The organism is Ideonella alba (assembly GCF_018069845.1).
Taxonomy (GTDB): domain Bacteria; phylum Pseudomonadota; class Gammaproteobacteria; order Burkholderiales; family Burkholderiaceae_C; genus Ideonella; species Ideonella alba.
Window position 1 is genome coordinate 132,233 of the sequence record NZ_JAGQDD010000009.1, and the last position, 15,201, is coordinate 147,433.

At 71.1% G+C, this 15,201-nt stretch carries 13 protein-coding genes and 1 tRNA gene; 4 read left to right on the top strand and 10 right to left on the bottom strand.

Translation table 11 applies throughout. From position 1 onward, the window contains the following. Positions 1 to 38 precede the first annotated feature (38 nt). Positions 39 to 863 carry an undecaprenyl-diphosphate phosphatase gene (locus KAK03_RS13840; RefSeq protein ID WP_210854538.1) on the top strand — a complete coding sequence of 275 codons (825 nt, stop codon included), beginning with the start codon at positions 39 to 41 and terminating at the stop codon, positions 861 to 863. Position 864: 1 nt separating this feature from the next. Here the strand turns inward: KAK03_RS13840 and trmB are convergent, their stop codons facing one another. Next, positions 865 to 1,578: a tRNA (guanosine(46)-N7)-methyltransferase TrmB gene (gene trmB / locus KAK03_RS13845; protein WP_210854539.1), complete on the bottom strand. Its 714-nt coding sequence runs from the start codon at positions 1,576 to 1,578 to the stop codon at positions 865 to 867. 61 nt (positions 1,579 to 1,639) lie between these two features. Here trmB and KAK03_RS13850 point away from each other — a divergent pair. Beyond that, positions 1,640 to 1,713, top strand: a tRNA-Gly gene (locus tag KAK03_RS13850). A 44-nt stretch (positions 1,714 to 1,757) separates the two neighbouring features. Here KAK03_RS13850 and KAK03_RS25425 read toward each other — a convergent pair. Further along, the gene (locus KAK03_RS25425) at positions 1,758 to 2,957 is read right to left on the bottom strand and encodes a tetratricopeptide repeat protein (protein ID WP_210854540.1); all 1,200 of its coding nucleotides are present in this window, start codon (positions 2,955 to 2,957) and stop codon (positions 1,758 to 1,760) included. A gap of 152 nt (positions 2,958 to 3,109) precedes the next feature. On the opposite strand from KAK03_RS25425, the gene KAK03_RS25015 reads away from it, so the two are divergent. After that, positions 3,110 to 4,003: a GGDEF domain-containing protein gene (locus KAK03_RS25015; RefSeq protein WP_247661152.1), complete on the top strand. Its 894-nt coding sequence runs from the start codon at positions 3,110 to 3,112 to the stop codon at positions 4,001 to 4,003. A 24-nt stretch (positions 4,004 to 4,027) separates the two neighbouring features. Here KAK03_RS25015 and KAK03_RS13865 read toward each other — a convergent pair whose 3' ends face one another. After that, complete coding sequence (locus KAK03_RS13865; protein WP_210854541.1) at positions 4,028 to 5,506, bottom strand: NAD-dependent succinate-semialdehyde dehydrogenase; 1,479 nt, start codon at positions 5,504 to 5,506, stop codon at positions 4,028 to 4,030. A gap of 152 nt (positions 5,507 to 5,658) precedes the next feature. After that, positions 5,659 to 6,963, bottom strand: coding sequence for a 4-aminobutyrate--2-oxoglutarate transaminase (gene gabT / locus KAK03_RS13870; protein ID WP_210854542.1), 1,305 nt, complete (start codon positions 6,961 to 6,963; stop codon positions 5,659 to 5,661). Positions 6,964 to 7,086: 123 nt separating this feature from the next. Here gabT and KAK03_RS13875 point away from each other — a divergent pair, with 123 nt between their 5' ends. Continuing rightward, positions 7,087 to 8,490 carry an aminotransferase-like domain-containing protein gene (locus KAK03_RS13875; RefSeq protein ID WP_210854543.1) on the top strand — a complete coding sequence of 468 codons (1,404 nt, stop codon included), beginning with the start codon at positions 7,087 to 7,089 and terminating at the stop codon, positions 8,488 to 8,490. Here the strand turns inward: KAK03_RS13875 and KAK03_RS13880 are convergent. The 6 genes from KAK03_RS13880 to KAK03_RS13905 all read right to left on the bottom strand — a co-directional run bounded on the left by KAK03_RS13880 (position 8,471) and on the right by KAK03_RS13905 (position 15,200). Next, on the bottom strand, positions 8,471 to 9,877 hold the full coding sequence (locus KAK03_RS13880) for a hypothetical protein (RefSeq protein WP_210854544.1): 1,407 nt from the start codon (positions 9,875 to 9,877) through the stop codon (positions 8,471 to 8,473). The genes KAK03_RS13875 and KAK03_RS13880 overlap by 20 nt on opposite strands. Before the next feature lie 284 nt (positions 9,878 to 10,161). Then, a complete protein-coding gene (locus KAK03_RS13885; protein WP_210854545.1) occupies positions 10,162 to 12,063 on the bottom strand; it encodes a M48 family metallopeptidase in 1,902 nt (633 codons plus the stop codon). A 73-nt stretch (positions 12,064 to 12,136) separates the two neighbouring features. Continuing rightward, complete coding sequence (locus tag KAK03_RS13890) at positions 12,137 to 13,072, bottom strand: hypothetical protein (RefSeq protein WP_210854546.1); 936 nt, start codon at positions 13,070 to 13,072, stop codon at positions 12,137 to 12,139. Positions 13,073 to 13,097: 25 nt separating this feature from the next. Further along, complete coding sequence (locus tag KAK03_RS13895) at positions 13,098 to 13,508, bottom strand: hypothetical protein (protein WP_210854547.1); 411 nt, start codon at positions 13,506 to 13,508, stop codon at positions 13,098 to 13,100. Positions 13,509 to 13,563: 55 nt separating this feature from the next. Beyond that, positions 13,564 to 14,694, bottom strand: coding sequence for an AgmX/PglI C-terminal domain-containing protein (locus KAK03_RS13900; RefSeq protein WP_210854548.1), 1,131 nt, complete (start codon positions 14,692 to 14,694; stop codon positions 13,564 to 13,566). 8 nt (positions 14,695 to 14,702) lie between these two features. After that, a complete protein-coding gene (locus KAK03_RS13905) occupies positions 14,703 to 15,200 on the bottom strand; it encodes an ExbD/TolR family protein (RefSeq protein ID WP_210854549.1) in 498 nt (165 codons plus the stop codon). Between the last annotated feature and the right edge of the window lies 1 nt (position 15,201).

A 15,201-nucleotide genomic window follows, 5' to 3' on the forward strand; every position in this document is an offset into this window, starting at 1 on the left:
GGGCAACCGGGGCGCAGCGACCCCGAACGGATGACGCGATGGATGTGCTGGTGTTGCTGAAGGCGGCGGTGATGGGCGTGGTCGAGGGCCTGACCGAGTTCCTGCCGATCTCGTCCACCGGTCACCTGATCCTGGCGGGTTCGCTGCTGGGTTTCGTGGGCGAGAAGATGAAGGTCTTCGAGATCGCGATCCAGACCGGCGCCATCTTTGCCGTGGTCCTGGTCTACTGGCAGCGCGTGCGCGACACCGTCATCGGCCTGGCCGCGCAGCCGCAGGCGCGGCGCTTTGCGCTGAATGTGCTGATCGCCTTCCTGCCCGCGGTGGTGCTGGGCCTGCTGGTGGGCAAATGGATCAAGGCCCACCTGTTCCTGCCCACCGTGGTGGCCTCGACCTTCATCCTGGGCGGCTTCGTGATCCTGTGGGCCGAGCGCCGCCAGGCGGGCCACACGCGGGTGTCCACGGTGGACGACATGACGCCAGCCGACGCCCTGAAGGTGGGCCTGGTGCAGTGCTTCGCGATGGTGCCGGGGACCAGCCGCTCGGGCGCCACCATCATCGGCGGCATGCTGATGGGCCTGTCGCGTCAGGCGGCCACCGACTTCAGCTTCTTCCTGGGCATTCCCACGCTGATTGGTGCCGGTCTGTACAGCCTGTACAAGGCGCGCGCCGACCTGGACTGGGCCGATGCGCCGCTGTTCGGCGTGGGCCTGCTGTTCAGCTTCCTGTCGGCCTGGCTGTGCGTGCGCTGGCTGCTGCGCTATGTGGCCACGCACGACTTCAAGCCCTTTGCCTGGTACCGCATCGGCTTCGGGCTGCTGATCCTGGTCACCGCGCACTTCGGCTGGGTGACCTGGGCCGACTGATTCAGCGCCGCCGGAACAGCAGGTCCCAGACCCCGTGCCCCAGGCGCAGGCCGCGGGCCTCGAACTTGGTCAGCGGGCGGTAGTCCGGCCGCGGGGCGTAGCCGTCGGCGGTGTTGACCAGCCGCGGTTCGGCCGACAGCACCTCCAGCATCTGCTCGGCATAGGGCTGCCAGTCGGTCGCACAGTGCAGCACGCCGCCGGGCGCCAGGCGCGAGGCCAGCAGCGCCACCAACGGCGCCTGGATCAGCCGCCGCTTGTGGTGCTTCTTCTTGTGCCAGGGGTCGGGAAAGAAGATGTGCACGCCGGCCAGCGAGTCCGGCGCCACCATCTGCTCCAGCACCTGCACCGCGTCGTGCTGCAGGATGCGCAGGTTGCTCAGGCCCTCCTCGCCGATGCGCTTGAGCAGCGCGCCCACGCCGGGCGTGTGCACCTCGATGCCGATGAAGTCGGTGTCGGGCCGGGCGGCGGCGATCTGCGCGGTGGCCGCCCCCATGCCAAAGCCGATCTCCAGCACCCGCGGCGCTTCGCGGCCGAAGGCCGCGGACCAGTCGGCCGGCTGGCCGGTGAAGGGCAGCACGAAGCGCGGCCCCAGTTCCTCCAGGGCCCGCTGCTGGCCAGTGCCCATGCGGCCGGCGCGCAGCACATAGCTGCGGATGCCGCGGCGGGGGGTGTCAGGGGAGTCTGCCGCGTCGGCGGACAAGGGCGCGTCGGTCATGCCTTGTGGGGATCGTTTCAGCGAGGGGCGTGATTGTCGCCGAGCTAGAATGCAAACCGCTGCGGGTGTAGTTCAATGGCAGAACGGCAGCTTCCCAAGCTTCATACGAGGGTTCGATTCCCTTCACCCGCTCCAAGATCCAGATGCCAGCCACGCGCTGGCATCGTCGTCTCTGGCCTTCAGTGCACGCCCAGCGCCCGCAGATGTTCCGCCTTCGCGGCGTAGAGAGAGCGCAATTCGGGCCGCGGGCTTTCGGCGCTGGCGCGCTGCAGGTGTGACAGGGCCTGGGCCGGGTGGCCCAGCTGCAGTTCGGCCTGGGCCAGGGCGAAGTGGATCTCGTGGTAGTCGGGGTCGCGGGCCAGTTCCCTCAGCAGCCAGTCGCGGGCGCCGGCGGGGTCGCCCGCCCGCAGTGCCGCCAGGCCGCGTGACAGGTTCACGAACGGGGCGGTGCCTTCGACCCGGGCGAGTACCGCCTCCAGTGGCTGGGCCTCGGCCGGGCGGCCCTGGGCGCGCAGCGCGGCCGCCAGGTTGGCCAGCAGCGTGGCGTGCTCCGGGGCCTGGGCCAGGCCGTCGCGCCAGGCGCGCTCGGCCAGGTCGGCGCGGCCGTGGCGCTGGAACACCACGCCCAGGGTGTTGTAGGCCGAGGGGTAGGCGGCATCCTGGGCCAGGGCCGCCAGGCTGAAGGCCTGCGCGGTGGCCAGGTCGCCCTGGGTCAGCCATTCGGCGGCGCGGTTGTTCAGGTACATCGCCAGCACGCGCTGGCGGCTGATGCGGCGCGCCGGCAGCTTGCCGGCCGCCTCGGGCGGCAGGAAGTCGATCACCGTCTGGGGCGGGGCCAGCAGCACGCTGGCGAATGGTGACGGCCGCGGGCCCAGCGCCAGGTTGACGTGGGTGTTGCCCACATGCAGGCCGGCCAGGCGGCTCCACTGGGTGTCGGTCAGCACCTCGCGGAATTCCACCGACAGCCCCAGCCCGTCGGCCAGCGCCGCGGTCATCAGCACCAGCGACAGGCAGTTGCCGCTGCGCGCCTCGAAGGTCTCGGCGGCGGTGCGGGTGGTGCTGGCGTCGTAGACCACGCGGATGTCGCTGGAGCGCAGCGCCTCGAACAGCGCCAGCAGCGCGCCCTGGCGGCGGGCCGCCGGGCGCAGCGTGTGCTCCAGGTAGGCCTGCAGCGCCGGGTCCAGGCGCAGGGCCGCCTCCACATCCGGCACGACCGCCGGCTGCCCCATCGTGGTGTCGGCCCAGCGGCTGGCGTCAGAGGCGGGTGCGCGGGGGGCCTGGGCGCAGGCCGACAGCAGCAGCAGGATCAGCGGCAACAGGCCGCGCCACCAGTCCCGGCCCGTGGGACCGTCCAGCGCGGCAGGGAGGGGCGGGTGCATGCGGGCTCCTTTCGAGGCCTCGGCCGGGGCCGGCGCCTGTCACACGGACATGCTACGCCGACACGGCGCTGACAACCAGCCTTGGTGTTTCCGCGCTGCCGGTGGCCGCTGCTGCTCAGGCATCATCGGGGCAAAGAACCCCCGCGCCCGTCATGTCACCCACGCCGTTGCAGGTCCTGGTGCTCAGCCAGCGGCCCCTGGATCTCGTCACTTCCGCCCACGGCCCCTTCATCGCCCACCAGGCCCGCACGCTGGCCGAGGTGGACGAGCTGCTCAACCAGCATGCCTGGCATGCGCTGGTGGTGGAGTTCGGTCCCGGCTTGTCGACCGAGCAGCTGCTGCACTGGAACGGCCTGGCGCGCGCCTTGCTGGAAACCGCGCTGGTGCTGGTCTCGCCTGAACCCACGCTGGCCGAATGCCAACGCTGGCTGCAGGCCGGCGTGCGCGAGGTGGCTTCCAGCCGCGAGATGCACGGCGATGCCGCCGGCCGCGTGCTGCGCATGGCGATCGAGCGCAAGCGCCAGGACGACGCCGCGCGCCGCGCCTACAGCATCGACCTGGCCACCGGCCTGCCCAACCACCAGCAGCTGCTGGAGCACATGACCCACCTGCTGGCGCTGCGCGAGCGCGAGCCCGCGCCGATGGCCGTGGTGGTGCTGCAGCTCGAGGGCCTGCAGTCGGTCGAGGCCAGCCAGGGCGCCGAAGCGGCGAACGTGCTGCGCCGCAAGGCCGCGGTGCGGCTGCGCTCGGCCTTGCGCGCGTCGGACGTGGTGGCCTCGCTGGGCCGCGACATGTTCGCGGTGCTGCTGGCCTGGATGGACGCCGACGAGGACGCCGAACCGGTGGCCCGCAAGCTGCTGGCCACGGCCAGCGTGCCGATGCATGTGTCGGGCCAGAGCGTGCCGCTGGGCATGCGCTACGGCCTGGCCCAGTTCCCGGCCCACGGCCGCGACGCGCAAAGCCTGCTCAAGCGCGCCACCGCGCAGGCCGCGGGTGGCGAGGGTCGGCTGGTGCGCCTGGGCGAGGCCGCCAACGACGGGGCCTGAGCGCCCCGGCGCCGGCCGCTGGCGTCACTTCAGGATGTCGCCCAGGCAGAGGTACTTGACCTCGACGTAATCGTCCATGCCGTGGTGCGAGCCCTCGCGCCCCAGGCCCGACTGCTTCACCCCGCCAAACGGCACCTCGGCCACGCTGATCAGGCCGGTGTTGATGCCCACCATGCCGTACTCCAGCGCCTCGCCCACGCGGAAGATGCGGCCGATGTCGCGGCTGTAGAAGTAGCTGGCCAGACCGAACTCGGTGGCATTGGCCAGCTCGATCGCCTCGGCCTCGGTGCTGAAGCGGAACACCGGCGCCACCGGGCCGAAGGTCTCTTCCTTCGAGACCTTCATCTCGGGCGTCACATCGGCCAGCACCGTGGGCGTGTAGAAGCGCTCGCCGATGCGCTGCCCGCCCACCACCACCTTGGCGCCCTTGGCCAGCGCGTCGGCCACATGGTCCTCGACCTTGGCGATCGCCTGGTCGTCGATCATCGGGCCCTGGTTGATGCCCGGCTCGAAGCCGTTGCCCACCTTGATCGCGGCGGCCCTGGCGGCCAGCTTCTCGATGAAGGCGTCATAGACGCTGTCCTGCACGTAGAAGCGGTTGGTGCAGACGCAGGTCTGGCCCGAGTTGCGGTACTTGCTGATCGCCGCACCTTCGGCGGCCGAGTCCAGGTCGGCGTCGTCGAAGACGATGAAGGGCGCATTGCCGCCCAGCTCCAGCGAGAGCTTCTTCACCGTCGGCGCGCACTGCTGCATCAGGATGCGGCCCACCTCGGTGGAGCCGGTGAAGCTGAGGTGGCGCACCACGTCGGAGCTGCACAGCACCTTGCCCACCTCGATCGACTGTGCGGCATCGGCCGTCACCACGTTGAGCACGCCCGCCGGCATGCCGGCGCGCTGCGCCAGCTCGGCCACCGCCAGCGCCGACAGTGGCGTGGCCTCGGCCGGCTTGATCACCACCGGGCAGCCAGCGGCCAGGGCCGGCGCCACCTTGCGGGTGATCATCGCGATCGGGAAGTTCCAGGGCGTGATCGCCGCGCACACGCCGATCGGCTGCTTGATGATGACGTAGCGCTTGTTGCCGTCGGTGGTGGGGATGGTCTCGCCATAGACGCGCTTGGCTTCCTCGGCGAACCACTCCAGGAAGCTGGCGCCATAACCGACCTCGCCCTTGGCCTCGGCCAGTGGCTTGCCCTGCTCGGCGGTCATGATGCGCGCCAGGTCGTCGGCATGGGCGTGCATCAGCGCGAACCACTTCATCAGGATGGCCGCACGCTCCTTGGCCGTCTTGGCGCGCCAGGCCGGCCAGGCCTTGTTGGCCGCGACGATCGCGTGGTGGGTGTGCTCGGCACCCAGGTTGGCCACATCGGCCAGCTTCAGACCGGTGGCGGGATCGGTGACCTCGAAGCGGCTGCTGCCGGCGACCCACTCGCCGTTGATCAGCGCATCGGTCTTCAGCAGGCTGGGGTCGGCCAGCAGGGCCAGGGGGGAAGAGGGCATGTCCATGGGGGGCTCCTTGATGGGCAGCGACTCTACCGCGCTCGGCAGTAAGGTCGAGTGATGAATGTCCGGGCCATCGCCGGGCCGCTCCCAAGCGTCCGGCCCGGACACCCTCCCGGAGGGTGGCTGCGGCGATGCCGCAGCCGGGTGTCGTCAGTTCAGGCGCCGCAGGCTTTGAGACAGTCAGCGAGCACCGCCATGCCCTCGTCGATCACCGCATCGCTGGCGGTCAGCGGCACCAGGATGCGGATCACGTTGCCATAGGTGCCGCAGGACAGCAGGATCAGCCCGCGCTGGATGGCTTCGGTGCACAGGCGCTTGGTCAGGTCGGCATCAGGCTGCGACAGGTCGCCGCCCTTGAACAGCTCGATCGCCACCATCGCGCCCAGGCCGCGCACGTCCTGGATGCTCTTGTGCTGGCCGGCCAGGCGGGTCAGGCCATCCTTCAGGCGCTGGCCCACGGCCTTGGAGCGTTCCAGCAGCTTCTCTTCGTCGAACACCTTGAGCACCGCCAGCGCCGCGGCGCAGGCCAGCGGGCTGCCGGCGTAGGTGCCGCCCAGGCCGCCGGGCAGCGGCTTGTCCATGATCTCGGCCTTGCCGATCACCGCGGAAATGGGAAAGCCACCGGCCATCGACTTGGCCATGGTCACCAGGTCGGGCGCCACGCCCCACTGCTCGCAGGCCAGCCAGGTGCCGGTGCGGCCGGCGCCGGTCTGCACCTCGTCGGCGATCAGCACGATGCCGTGCTTGTCGCACAGCGCGCGCAGCGCCTGGGCGAACTCCGGCGGCGCCACATAGAAGCCGCCTTCGCCCTGCACCGGCTCCAGGATGATGGCCGCCACGCGCTCGGCCTCAACGTCGTACTTGAAGATGTGCTCCAGCGAGCGCAGCGAATCGGCCACCGTCACGCCGTGCAGCGGGTTGGGGAACTCGGCGTGGTAGATCTCGGCCGGGAAGGGGCCGAAGCCGGCCTTGTACGGGGCGACCTTGCCGGTCAGCGCCATGCCCAGCAGCGTGCGGCCGTGGAAGCCGCCGCCGAAGGCGATCACCGCCTGGCGCTTGGTGGCCGCACGGGCGATCTTGACGGCGTTCTCCACGGCTTCGGCGCCGGTGGACAGGAAGTAGGCCTTCTTGGCGAAGTTGCCCGGGGTGCGGGCGATCAGCTGCTCGGCCAGTTCCACGTAGGGCTCGTAGGCCACGACCTGGAAGCAGGTGTGGTGCACCTGGTCCAGCTGGGCCTTGACGGCCTCGACGATCTTCGGGTGGCGGTGACCGGTGTTCAGCACCGCGATGCCGCCGGCGAAGTCGATGTAGCGCCGGCCTTCCACATCCCAGACCTCGGCGTTCTCGGCGCGGTCGACGAAGACCTCGTAGGTCTGGCCCAGGCCGGCGGGCAGGGCGGCGCGGCGGCGCGCCATCAGCGCGGCATTGGTGGCGGTGGCGGTTTTGGCGTCAAGCGGCATGATCAGGGCCTCGTCAAGGGATGGGCGATGGGCGCATCGTAGGCGCTTCGGCGCCCGGCTACCATGCACAGCCATGGCGGCGTCCGGACACACTGTGCCGGTCCGCCGCCCAGTACAGATGCCATGCTGAGCCTGCAGCCCACTTCCGCCACCCCGCTGGTCACCCAGATCGTCGAGGGTCTCGCCGCCCAGATCGACGAGGGCGCGCTGCGCGCCGGCACCAAGGTGCCATCGATCCGCCAGTTCGCCCATGCCCACCAGGTCAGCGTGTTCACCGTGGTCGAGGCCTACGACCGGCTGGTGGCCCAGGGCTACCTGGTGTCGCGGCCGCATTCGGGCTTCTTCGTGCGCAAGCGGGCCACGCCGGGCACACCGGTGGCCGCCGCGGCCAGCGGGCCGCAGGGCTTCGACTCGATGTGGTACCTGCGCAAGATCTTTGAGCACCGGCACCTGGGCATCAAGGCCGGCTGCGGCTGGCTGCCGGGTGACTGGCTGTTCGAGGACGGCCTGCGCCGCGCGCTGCGCCACCTGGCCGCCGATGACGCCGACCTGGGCGGCTACGGCGACCCGAAGGGCTACCCGCCGCTGCGCCAGCACATCGCCGAGGCCTTTGCCGAGCAGGAGGTGCAGGTCCACCCCGGCCAGGTGCTGCTGACCCAGGGCAGCAGCCAGGCGCTGGACCTGGCGGTGCGCCGCCTGGTGCGCCCGGGCGACGCGGTACTGGTGGACGACCCCGGCTACGCCAACCTGCTGTTCGCGCTGCGCTACCAGGGCGCGCAATTGCTGGGCGTGCCGCGCACCCCGCAGGGCTGGGACCTGGCTGCGCTGGAATCGCTGCTGACCGCCCACCGACCCAAGGTCTTCTTCACCCAGCCGCGGCTGCACAGCCCGACCGGCTCGGTGGCGTCGCTGGCCCAGCTGCACCGGGTGCTGCAACTGGCCGAGAAGCATGACCTCACCATCGTCGAGAACGACATCTACGCCGACCTCGACCCCGAGCCGCGCCCTTCGCTGGCCAGCCTGGACCAGCTCAGCCGGGTGCTGACCATCGGCAGCTACAGCAAGACCATCTCGCCCAACATCCGGGTGGGCTTTCTGCTGGGCCACCCCGACCTGGTCGAGGACCTCGCGCAGCTGAAGATGATCTCCGGCCTGACCAGCGCCGAGTTCGGCGAGCGCCTGGCGCACGGCGCGCTGACCGAGGGCCGCTGGCGCAAGCACCTGAAAGCGCTGCGAGAGCGCCTGGCCGGTGCCCACCAGCAGGCGGCCCAGCGCCTGGTGGACCTGGGCTTCGAGCTGTTCCACGAACCCAAGGCCGGCATGTTCCTGTGGGCGCGCCACCCGGCGCTGCCCGACCCGGTGGCGCTGTCCAACGAAGCGGCCGAGCAGGACATCATGCTCGGCCCCGGCCACCTGTTCATGGCCGACCTGCAGCCCACGCCGTGGATGCGCTTCAACGTCGCCTTCTGTGGCGACGAGCGGCTGTTCGGTTTCCTGGCGCGGGCGCTCAGTCCTGCAGGATCTTGAACTGACGCAACAGCTTGCCCAGCATCTCCGCGGATTGCGCCTGCTCCTTGAGCGTGCGTTGGCGCTCGATCACCTTGCTGCCCATCTCCATCAGGGCCTTCTTCACCAGCGGGTTGTCGCTCAAGGTGGACGGCACGCGGCTCTTGGCCTGGCCCAGCGCGGAGACGGCGGCGTTGAGTTGCTCGCGCGCACCGAGCAGGGCGATCTCCGCACGGTCCCACTGCATCAGCGCATTGTCGGCGGCCTGTGTGCGGTCCTCCTCGTTGCGGGCGCTGGAGAAGTCCTGGACGTAGCCCTTCACCGACGAGAGCGCGGACTCGAGCGAGTGCAACTGGTGGTCCACCGAGTTCTTCGGCTCGTCGCTCAGCGCCTGGTTGAAGGCGGCACGGTGGGTCTTGCCCTTGCCGTCCATCAGGTTGACCAGCACGAACTCCAGCACGTCCTTGGCCGACCGGGACAAGGCCACCGCCTGCCCGGCCATCATCTCCACATCGTTGGCGACCTCCTTGGTGGCCTTGGCCAGGCGGATGCACGACATGCCCAGGCGGATGGCGGCGGAATACTTGCCGGCCTGGCCCTTGAGCTCCTTCTCATAGGCCTTCTGGAACACCGCTGTGTTGGCGACGGCGTCCAGATCGAATTTCTTGGAGATCGCCCCCCAGTTCAGTGAGCTGCGGAAGTCGGCGAAGCCCTTCTGCACCCGGTCCATCTCCTCGTACTGGCTCTGGGCGTTCTCCTGCAGCTGCTCGGCCGTGCGGCGAAGCAGGTCGGCCTTCTTCGCCGCCTGCTCCTGGCGTCCGTCGGCGGCGTCCTGCTCGGCCAGACGCAGCAGCTTCTGCGCCTCCTCCCTGTGCGACACCATCTCCTGGTTCTGGCGCAGCATCTTCTTTTCCAGGTCGGTCTGCGAGTGCAGTTCCTCGGACCGCTTCTCCTTCATGTACTTCACCGCGGCATCGAGCTTGCGCTGATTGACCTCCTGGGCCATGGACTGGGCCACACCCTTGCCGGTTTCGCGGGTCTCGGCGCGCGACGACTCGGCGGATTCCTGCTCCGCCATGCGGGTGAAGGTCTGCCGGTAGTCCAGCCCCAGTGCCGCCAGCGACTGCTTGAACTTCGTGAGCTCGGACTGAAGGGGCTTCTTGTTGGTCTCCTTCAGCAACTGCTTGTCGATCTTGTCCAGCCAGAGAGTGACCTCCTGGTCGTACTTGCCGTAGGCCTCGCGCATGCCTTCGGCGGTCTTGCCGGCCACCTGGTCCATGGCCTTCAAGGCCTCGAGGATCTTCTTGTGGCTGTCGCGGAAGCCCTTGAACGACTCGGAGGGCGACAGCGGCAGCGTCGCCTTCTTGAACTTGTCCATCGACTGGGTGAATTCGGTCACGACCGGCATGGATGCATCTCCTTACAAAGTGCCGAGAGTGTTGGCCTGACCGCCGCTAACCACCGCTAAGGCGGGTACTTCATCTTTGGGGGGGCACGATGCGCGCCAACGCCAGGGCGGTGGGATGGGCACCCAGCGGTGTCGGACGGCGGCACGACCAACGGCGTGGCTGACGAAGCGGCCCCGCAGGCGCCCGCGAGGACGTTGCCGGATCGCCCATGTGCGCGGCGCGGGGTGGCGCAGCGCCGCGGACGTGGGGTCGACCACCCGCCGACGGGCCGCGGCCGACCCGGTCAGGCGCTAGCCGTGCGCGGGTTGACGGCGCACCAGGCACCGTCGACCTTCTCCGCCTTCGGGCGTCGACGCGTGTGGGCAGTCAGCAGATGGCAGCCCATCGGCCACGGCTGGCGGGCCAGCGCCGAGACGATGTCCGCATGCTGGCGGCGCAGGCGGGCCCACCAGCCCAGCTCCAGGACCACCAGATGGACCACCACGGTCGGATCGGCATCGATCAGACGCCGCACCACCCAGGCCCGTCGCACGGCCTGCTGGGTGGCCAACAGGCGCAACACCTCGTGGCGCGCGGCATCGTCCAGCGCCGGTGGGGCCAGACGGTCGGTGGGGCTGACCTTCTCCAGCTGCCGGTCGCGCGCCTGCTCCAGCGCGTGGCGCTCGTGCCAGCGCTGCTGCCAGTGCGCGGCGGCGTCGCGGTCGCGGCTGCGCAGCCATTCCCAGGCGCGCTCGCAGGCGGGCTTGGTCGAGGGCGGATCCAGCGCGATCACCCGCTCCAGGCTCTGCAGCCCCTGGACGTCGTCGGCACGGAGTTGCGCCAGGCCCAGCAGGTAGTGGGCCAGCGCGTTGTCGGGTTCGGCGTCGACCCGAGCCTGCAGCGGCGCGCGCAGATCGGCCTCGGGTTCGGTGCGCAGGCGCAGGTTCAGCAGCTCCAGTTCGGCCTCGTGGTCGCGCTCGGGCAGGGTCTGCAGCTCGGCCACGCGCGCCAGCCATTGGCGGTGTTCGCTGTGGCGCTCGGTCCAGTCCTCGGCGATGGACTCGTGCCAGCGCTGCTGCAACTGCTCGCGCAGCGAGGCCACGCCGGGCCCGAACCAGGCCTCGGCGGCACTGGGGCCTGCCAGCGGCGGTGGCGTGGCCTCGACCGCATCCGCACCGAGCCCCATCGCCAGCAGACGGCGGCGCGGCGTCGGGTGCGTGTCCATCACCTCGGCCGGGCGGTCGGCGGCCTGCACCCACCAGTCGCCGGCGCGCGGGTCGCTGTGGCGGCACAGCGCGGCCCAGCGCTGGGCGCGGTCGGTCGGCGGGCTGGGTTGATCGCGCACCCCCCGGAACAGCTCGTCGTGCCACTGCGACCAGGCGGCGGCGGCCAGGTTGACCCGCTTCAGCGCATTGGCCGCCGCGGCGGCGCCGACCCAGCGCACCGAGGTCTGGTCGGCCGCGTACTCCTCGGCGCGCGCCAGCACCTGGGTGTAGGCATTGAAATGCGGCACGAAGCGGCGCAGCCAGGCCGACGACCAGCGGCCCAGGCGGCCCTCGGCGCGGGCCGTCTGGTCGAGCAAGGCACTCCAGCTCAGGCGCAGCCGGTAGACAAAGGCGCCAAAGCGGCCGTGCGCGCCGCGCAGGTGGCCGTACTCGTGGGCCACCACCGCCAGCGCCTCGTCGGGCGACAGCGCCTCCAGCAGCGGCAGGCCCAGGCGCAAGTAGTTGCGTGGCCAGCCCACCAGGCCCATGCGCGGGTGCTGGACCACGGCCGCCTGCACTTCATCGAAGACCTGCACCTCGTGCACCGGCGGGCCCTTGAGTTCGCGGCGCAGCCGATCCAGTTGCTCGAACAGCACCGGCGCCTGGGCCCGCCCGACCACCAGGCCCTGCGGCGGGTCGAAACGCGTGAACAGCGACTGCATCGACTGCTTGAGCACCGACCACAGCGGCCAGATCAGCAGCAGCAGCAGCTTGCCCAGCTTGGCCACCAGCAGCCAGACGGCCGGCGAGCCGCTCCACAGCAGCGCCAGCACCGCGGCCAGCACGAGCAGCAGCAGCAGCCCTGCGCCGCCGGCCACTGCCAGCACGATCACGAACCCCAGCAGCACCAGGGCTGCCACATGGATCCGGTAGCGCCATGGATGGGCCGCGCTGTGGGCCTCCAGGCGGGCCACCATGGCCTCGATGTCTGTGTCGTTCACGCGCACCTCCCTCCCGTGTCCTTGCGCGCGGCCGATTGTCGGGCCAGTGTCGGACCTGGCGCGGCCGGGGGGCTCAGCGCCCGGCGGCCAGGGGTCCCAGCAGTTGCTGGGCCAGGGCGCCCAGCTTGGACAGCTCGGCCACCTTCAGCAGCACCTGCTCGGGCGGCAGGCCGTCCAGGAAGCGGCACAGGCTGTCGGCGGCCGACCGGTCCAGGGGCAGGGGCGCGCCATGCGGCGGCTCGCTCAGGGCCAGCAGCCGCCGCACGCGGGCCCACAGGTCATGGGCATAGGCGTGCATGTGGCGGGCCAGCGGCTCGCGCGTGGCCTCGCCGGGGTCCTGCTCGAAGGTGCGAAAGGCGGGCACGATGTGCCCGGACATGCTGGAGGCGCCACCGGCGTCCATCGAGCGCAGACGCTCGACCAGTCCCTGCACCAGTGCCTGCATCTCCCGGGCGCGCCGCACGGTGTCCGACGCCGCCCACAGGCGTTCAGCCCGCGCCAGCGACTGGCGCAGCGCCGGCGCGTCCAGGTGGTCATGCAGCACTCGTGCCGTCGCGGCGATGTGCTCCAGCAGCCGGGCGCAGGAGCGGCACAGCAGCGAGCCCTGGTAGTGATGGGCCACATGCAGCGCCTGCCGACGCAGCACCCGCAGCCGCGAGCGCAGGCGCCGCAGGCCGGCTGAATCGATCAGGGCCATCGCCTGCGCGATGCGGTCGTTGATGTGCTCGGGCCCGTTGTCCAGCCGGATCCAGGCGATCGCCGCCAGCGCCTGCTCGAGCGCCTCCAGCTGATGGGCGATGCCGGTGTGCTGGTGCCGCAGCAGCCAGGGTTGGCGGGACCGCCACCAGGCCACGGTCAGCGCCTCGGGCAGCCGCGGCGGCGGTGCGTCGGGCATGAACAGCTGCCGCCAACCGCACAGGGCGATCTCGGCGGCCAGCGCGGCCGCGGCCGGTGCCGTCGGCCGTGGGGTGGTCGTCCCGGTCTGCGTGGAAGAGGGCGTGGCTGTCACCCCGCCACTCTAGGCGCCGCTGGCGCTAAACAGCGCTAAGGCCCGGGTCGTCCGGCTCGTAGAGCTGCGCAAAGCGCTCGGCGCTGATGGCATAGGCGTCGCCGCCGTCAGGCTGGTTGGACACCAGCCAGTCGCCGGCGGCGTGGTGGGTGCGGCCCTCGCGGGTGACCACGCTGCCGGCGCTGCCGGCCTGCACGGCCCACACCGGCGCGCTCTTCACGAAACGGCCGGGCGAGACCTCGCGGTAGGTGGCCGCGAAGCTGTCGGCAGCGACGGTGTAGACATCGCCGTCGTTGTCCACCAGCCAGTCGCCCGCCCGGGCACGCTGCAGGTCGCCCCACTTGCGGTACACCAGACCATCGGTGTCCAGCCGCAGTTGCACGGCGGTGACAGCCTGGTCGGGACGGCGGCGAAAGCGCTGGCGTGGCGGGCTCATGCGGCGTGTGGGCGGTGGCGGACCACTGCATTCTCGCCGCCCGACGCCACCCCGGTCACGAGGGCAGGAAATCCAGCGGCCAGCTGACCACCATCTCGTCCACGTCCTTGGCGCCGAAGTCGAACTGGCGGATGCGCGCCAGCAGCTTGGCCTCCAGCTCGGGCGTCTTCAGCTCGCTGCTGACCAGGCGCAGACCGCTGACGTTGCCGGCCGGGGCGATGCGCAGCTCCACCACCACCTTGCCCTGCAGAGACGGGTCGTCGCGCAAGGCGCGGTTGTAGATCGCGTAGATCGCGCCCTTGTGGCGCTCGAAGACCAGCCGGATCTCCTCCAGCGAGCGCGAGGCCTTGCCGCTGTTGCCGCGTTGCACCGCGCCGCCCTTGCTGGCGCTGCCGCCGCCCACGCCGGTGCCGTTGCCCTTGCCGCCGGTGGCTGATCCGCCACCGCCGCCCGGGCCGCCCCCGCCACCCCCCCCGGCCACGCCTTCGACCAGCGTGGTGCTGCGGCCGGCCAGACCGCCGCCGCCGCTGTCGCGGCTGAGCGCGGCGGTGTTGATGCCGCCGCTGCCCCCGGTGGCGTTGCTGGTGATCAGCGCGCGGTCGGGCAGGCCCGGCTGGGTGCCGGCGCCCACGCCGGGTCCGGTGGCCACGCCGACGCCCGGGCCGGGGTTGATCTTCTCCTGCAGCTGCACCGCGGTGGGCGCGCCGTGGATGGCCGCCAGCTGGTCCTTCATCGCCAGCAGGCCGACGCCGGCGGCACGCTGGCGCGGGCCGACCTCGCCGGGCGCACGGCCCTCGATGGGTCGGCGCGCTTCGGGCACCGGCGGCTGATCGGGGTTGGGTTGCTCGTTGCGCGGCTTCGGGGCCTTCTTCGCCGGCGTGTCCTTCTCGGCGGGCGGGCGCTCGGCGGTCTTGTCGATGGCCGGCTTGTCCTCAGTGGGCGCGGGCCGCACCGGCAGCGGTGGAGGCGCCAGGCGCTTCTCCTCCAGCAGCTTGACCATCGGCGCGCTCAGGCCGGGCCGGGCCTCGGGCGCGCGCTCGGGCCGCGGCAGCCAGCCGGCCACCAGCGCGCCCAGCAGGCTGGCCAGCAGCAGGCCGCGCCACAGGCGGCGAAAGCGTGCCTCGTCGATCGCCGAGACCGACCAGGCCAGCACCGGCTGGCGAAAGCTCACTGCGGGCATCGTCATCGCGGCATTCATGACGACACCGCCTTCTGCCGCACCGCGAAGCGCACGTCCTCCAGGCCCGCGCGGGCGCAGGACACCATGACCTTGCGCAGCAGCTGGTAGGGCAGCTCCTGGTCGGCCATCAGCGTGACGCTCTTGCGGTCGTTCTCGGCGCGCACCGCCTGGCGCTCGGCCAGCAGGCGCTGCAGCTCAGCCTGCAGCGGCGCGATCAGGTCCTCGGTCTGCGCCAGGGCCTCGGGCGTGGCGGCCACGCGGCGGCCTTCGACCACGATGTCCTCGGCGCTCACCGTCACCACCAGCGTGGCCTGCGGCGCGGTCTCGGCCACCGACTCGGGCAGGCGCACCGCCTTGCTGGCCGGCAGGATCTCCACCTCGGTGGCGTTGGACAGCAGGAAGAAGATCAGGATCGTGAACACGTCGATCAGCGAGACCAGGTTCATGTCGACCATGTCGTGGTCGCGGGCCTTGCGGGCGGCGCGTTTTTGCAGCGGGGTCAGCTTGGCCATG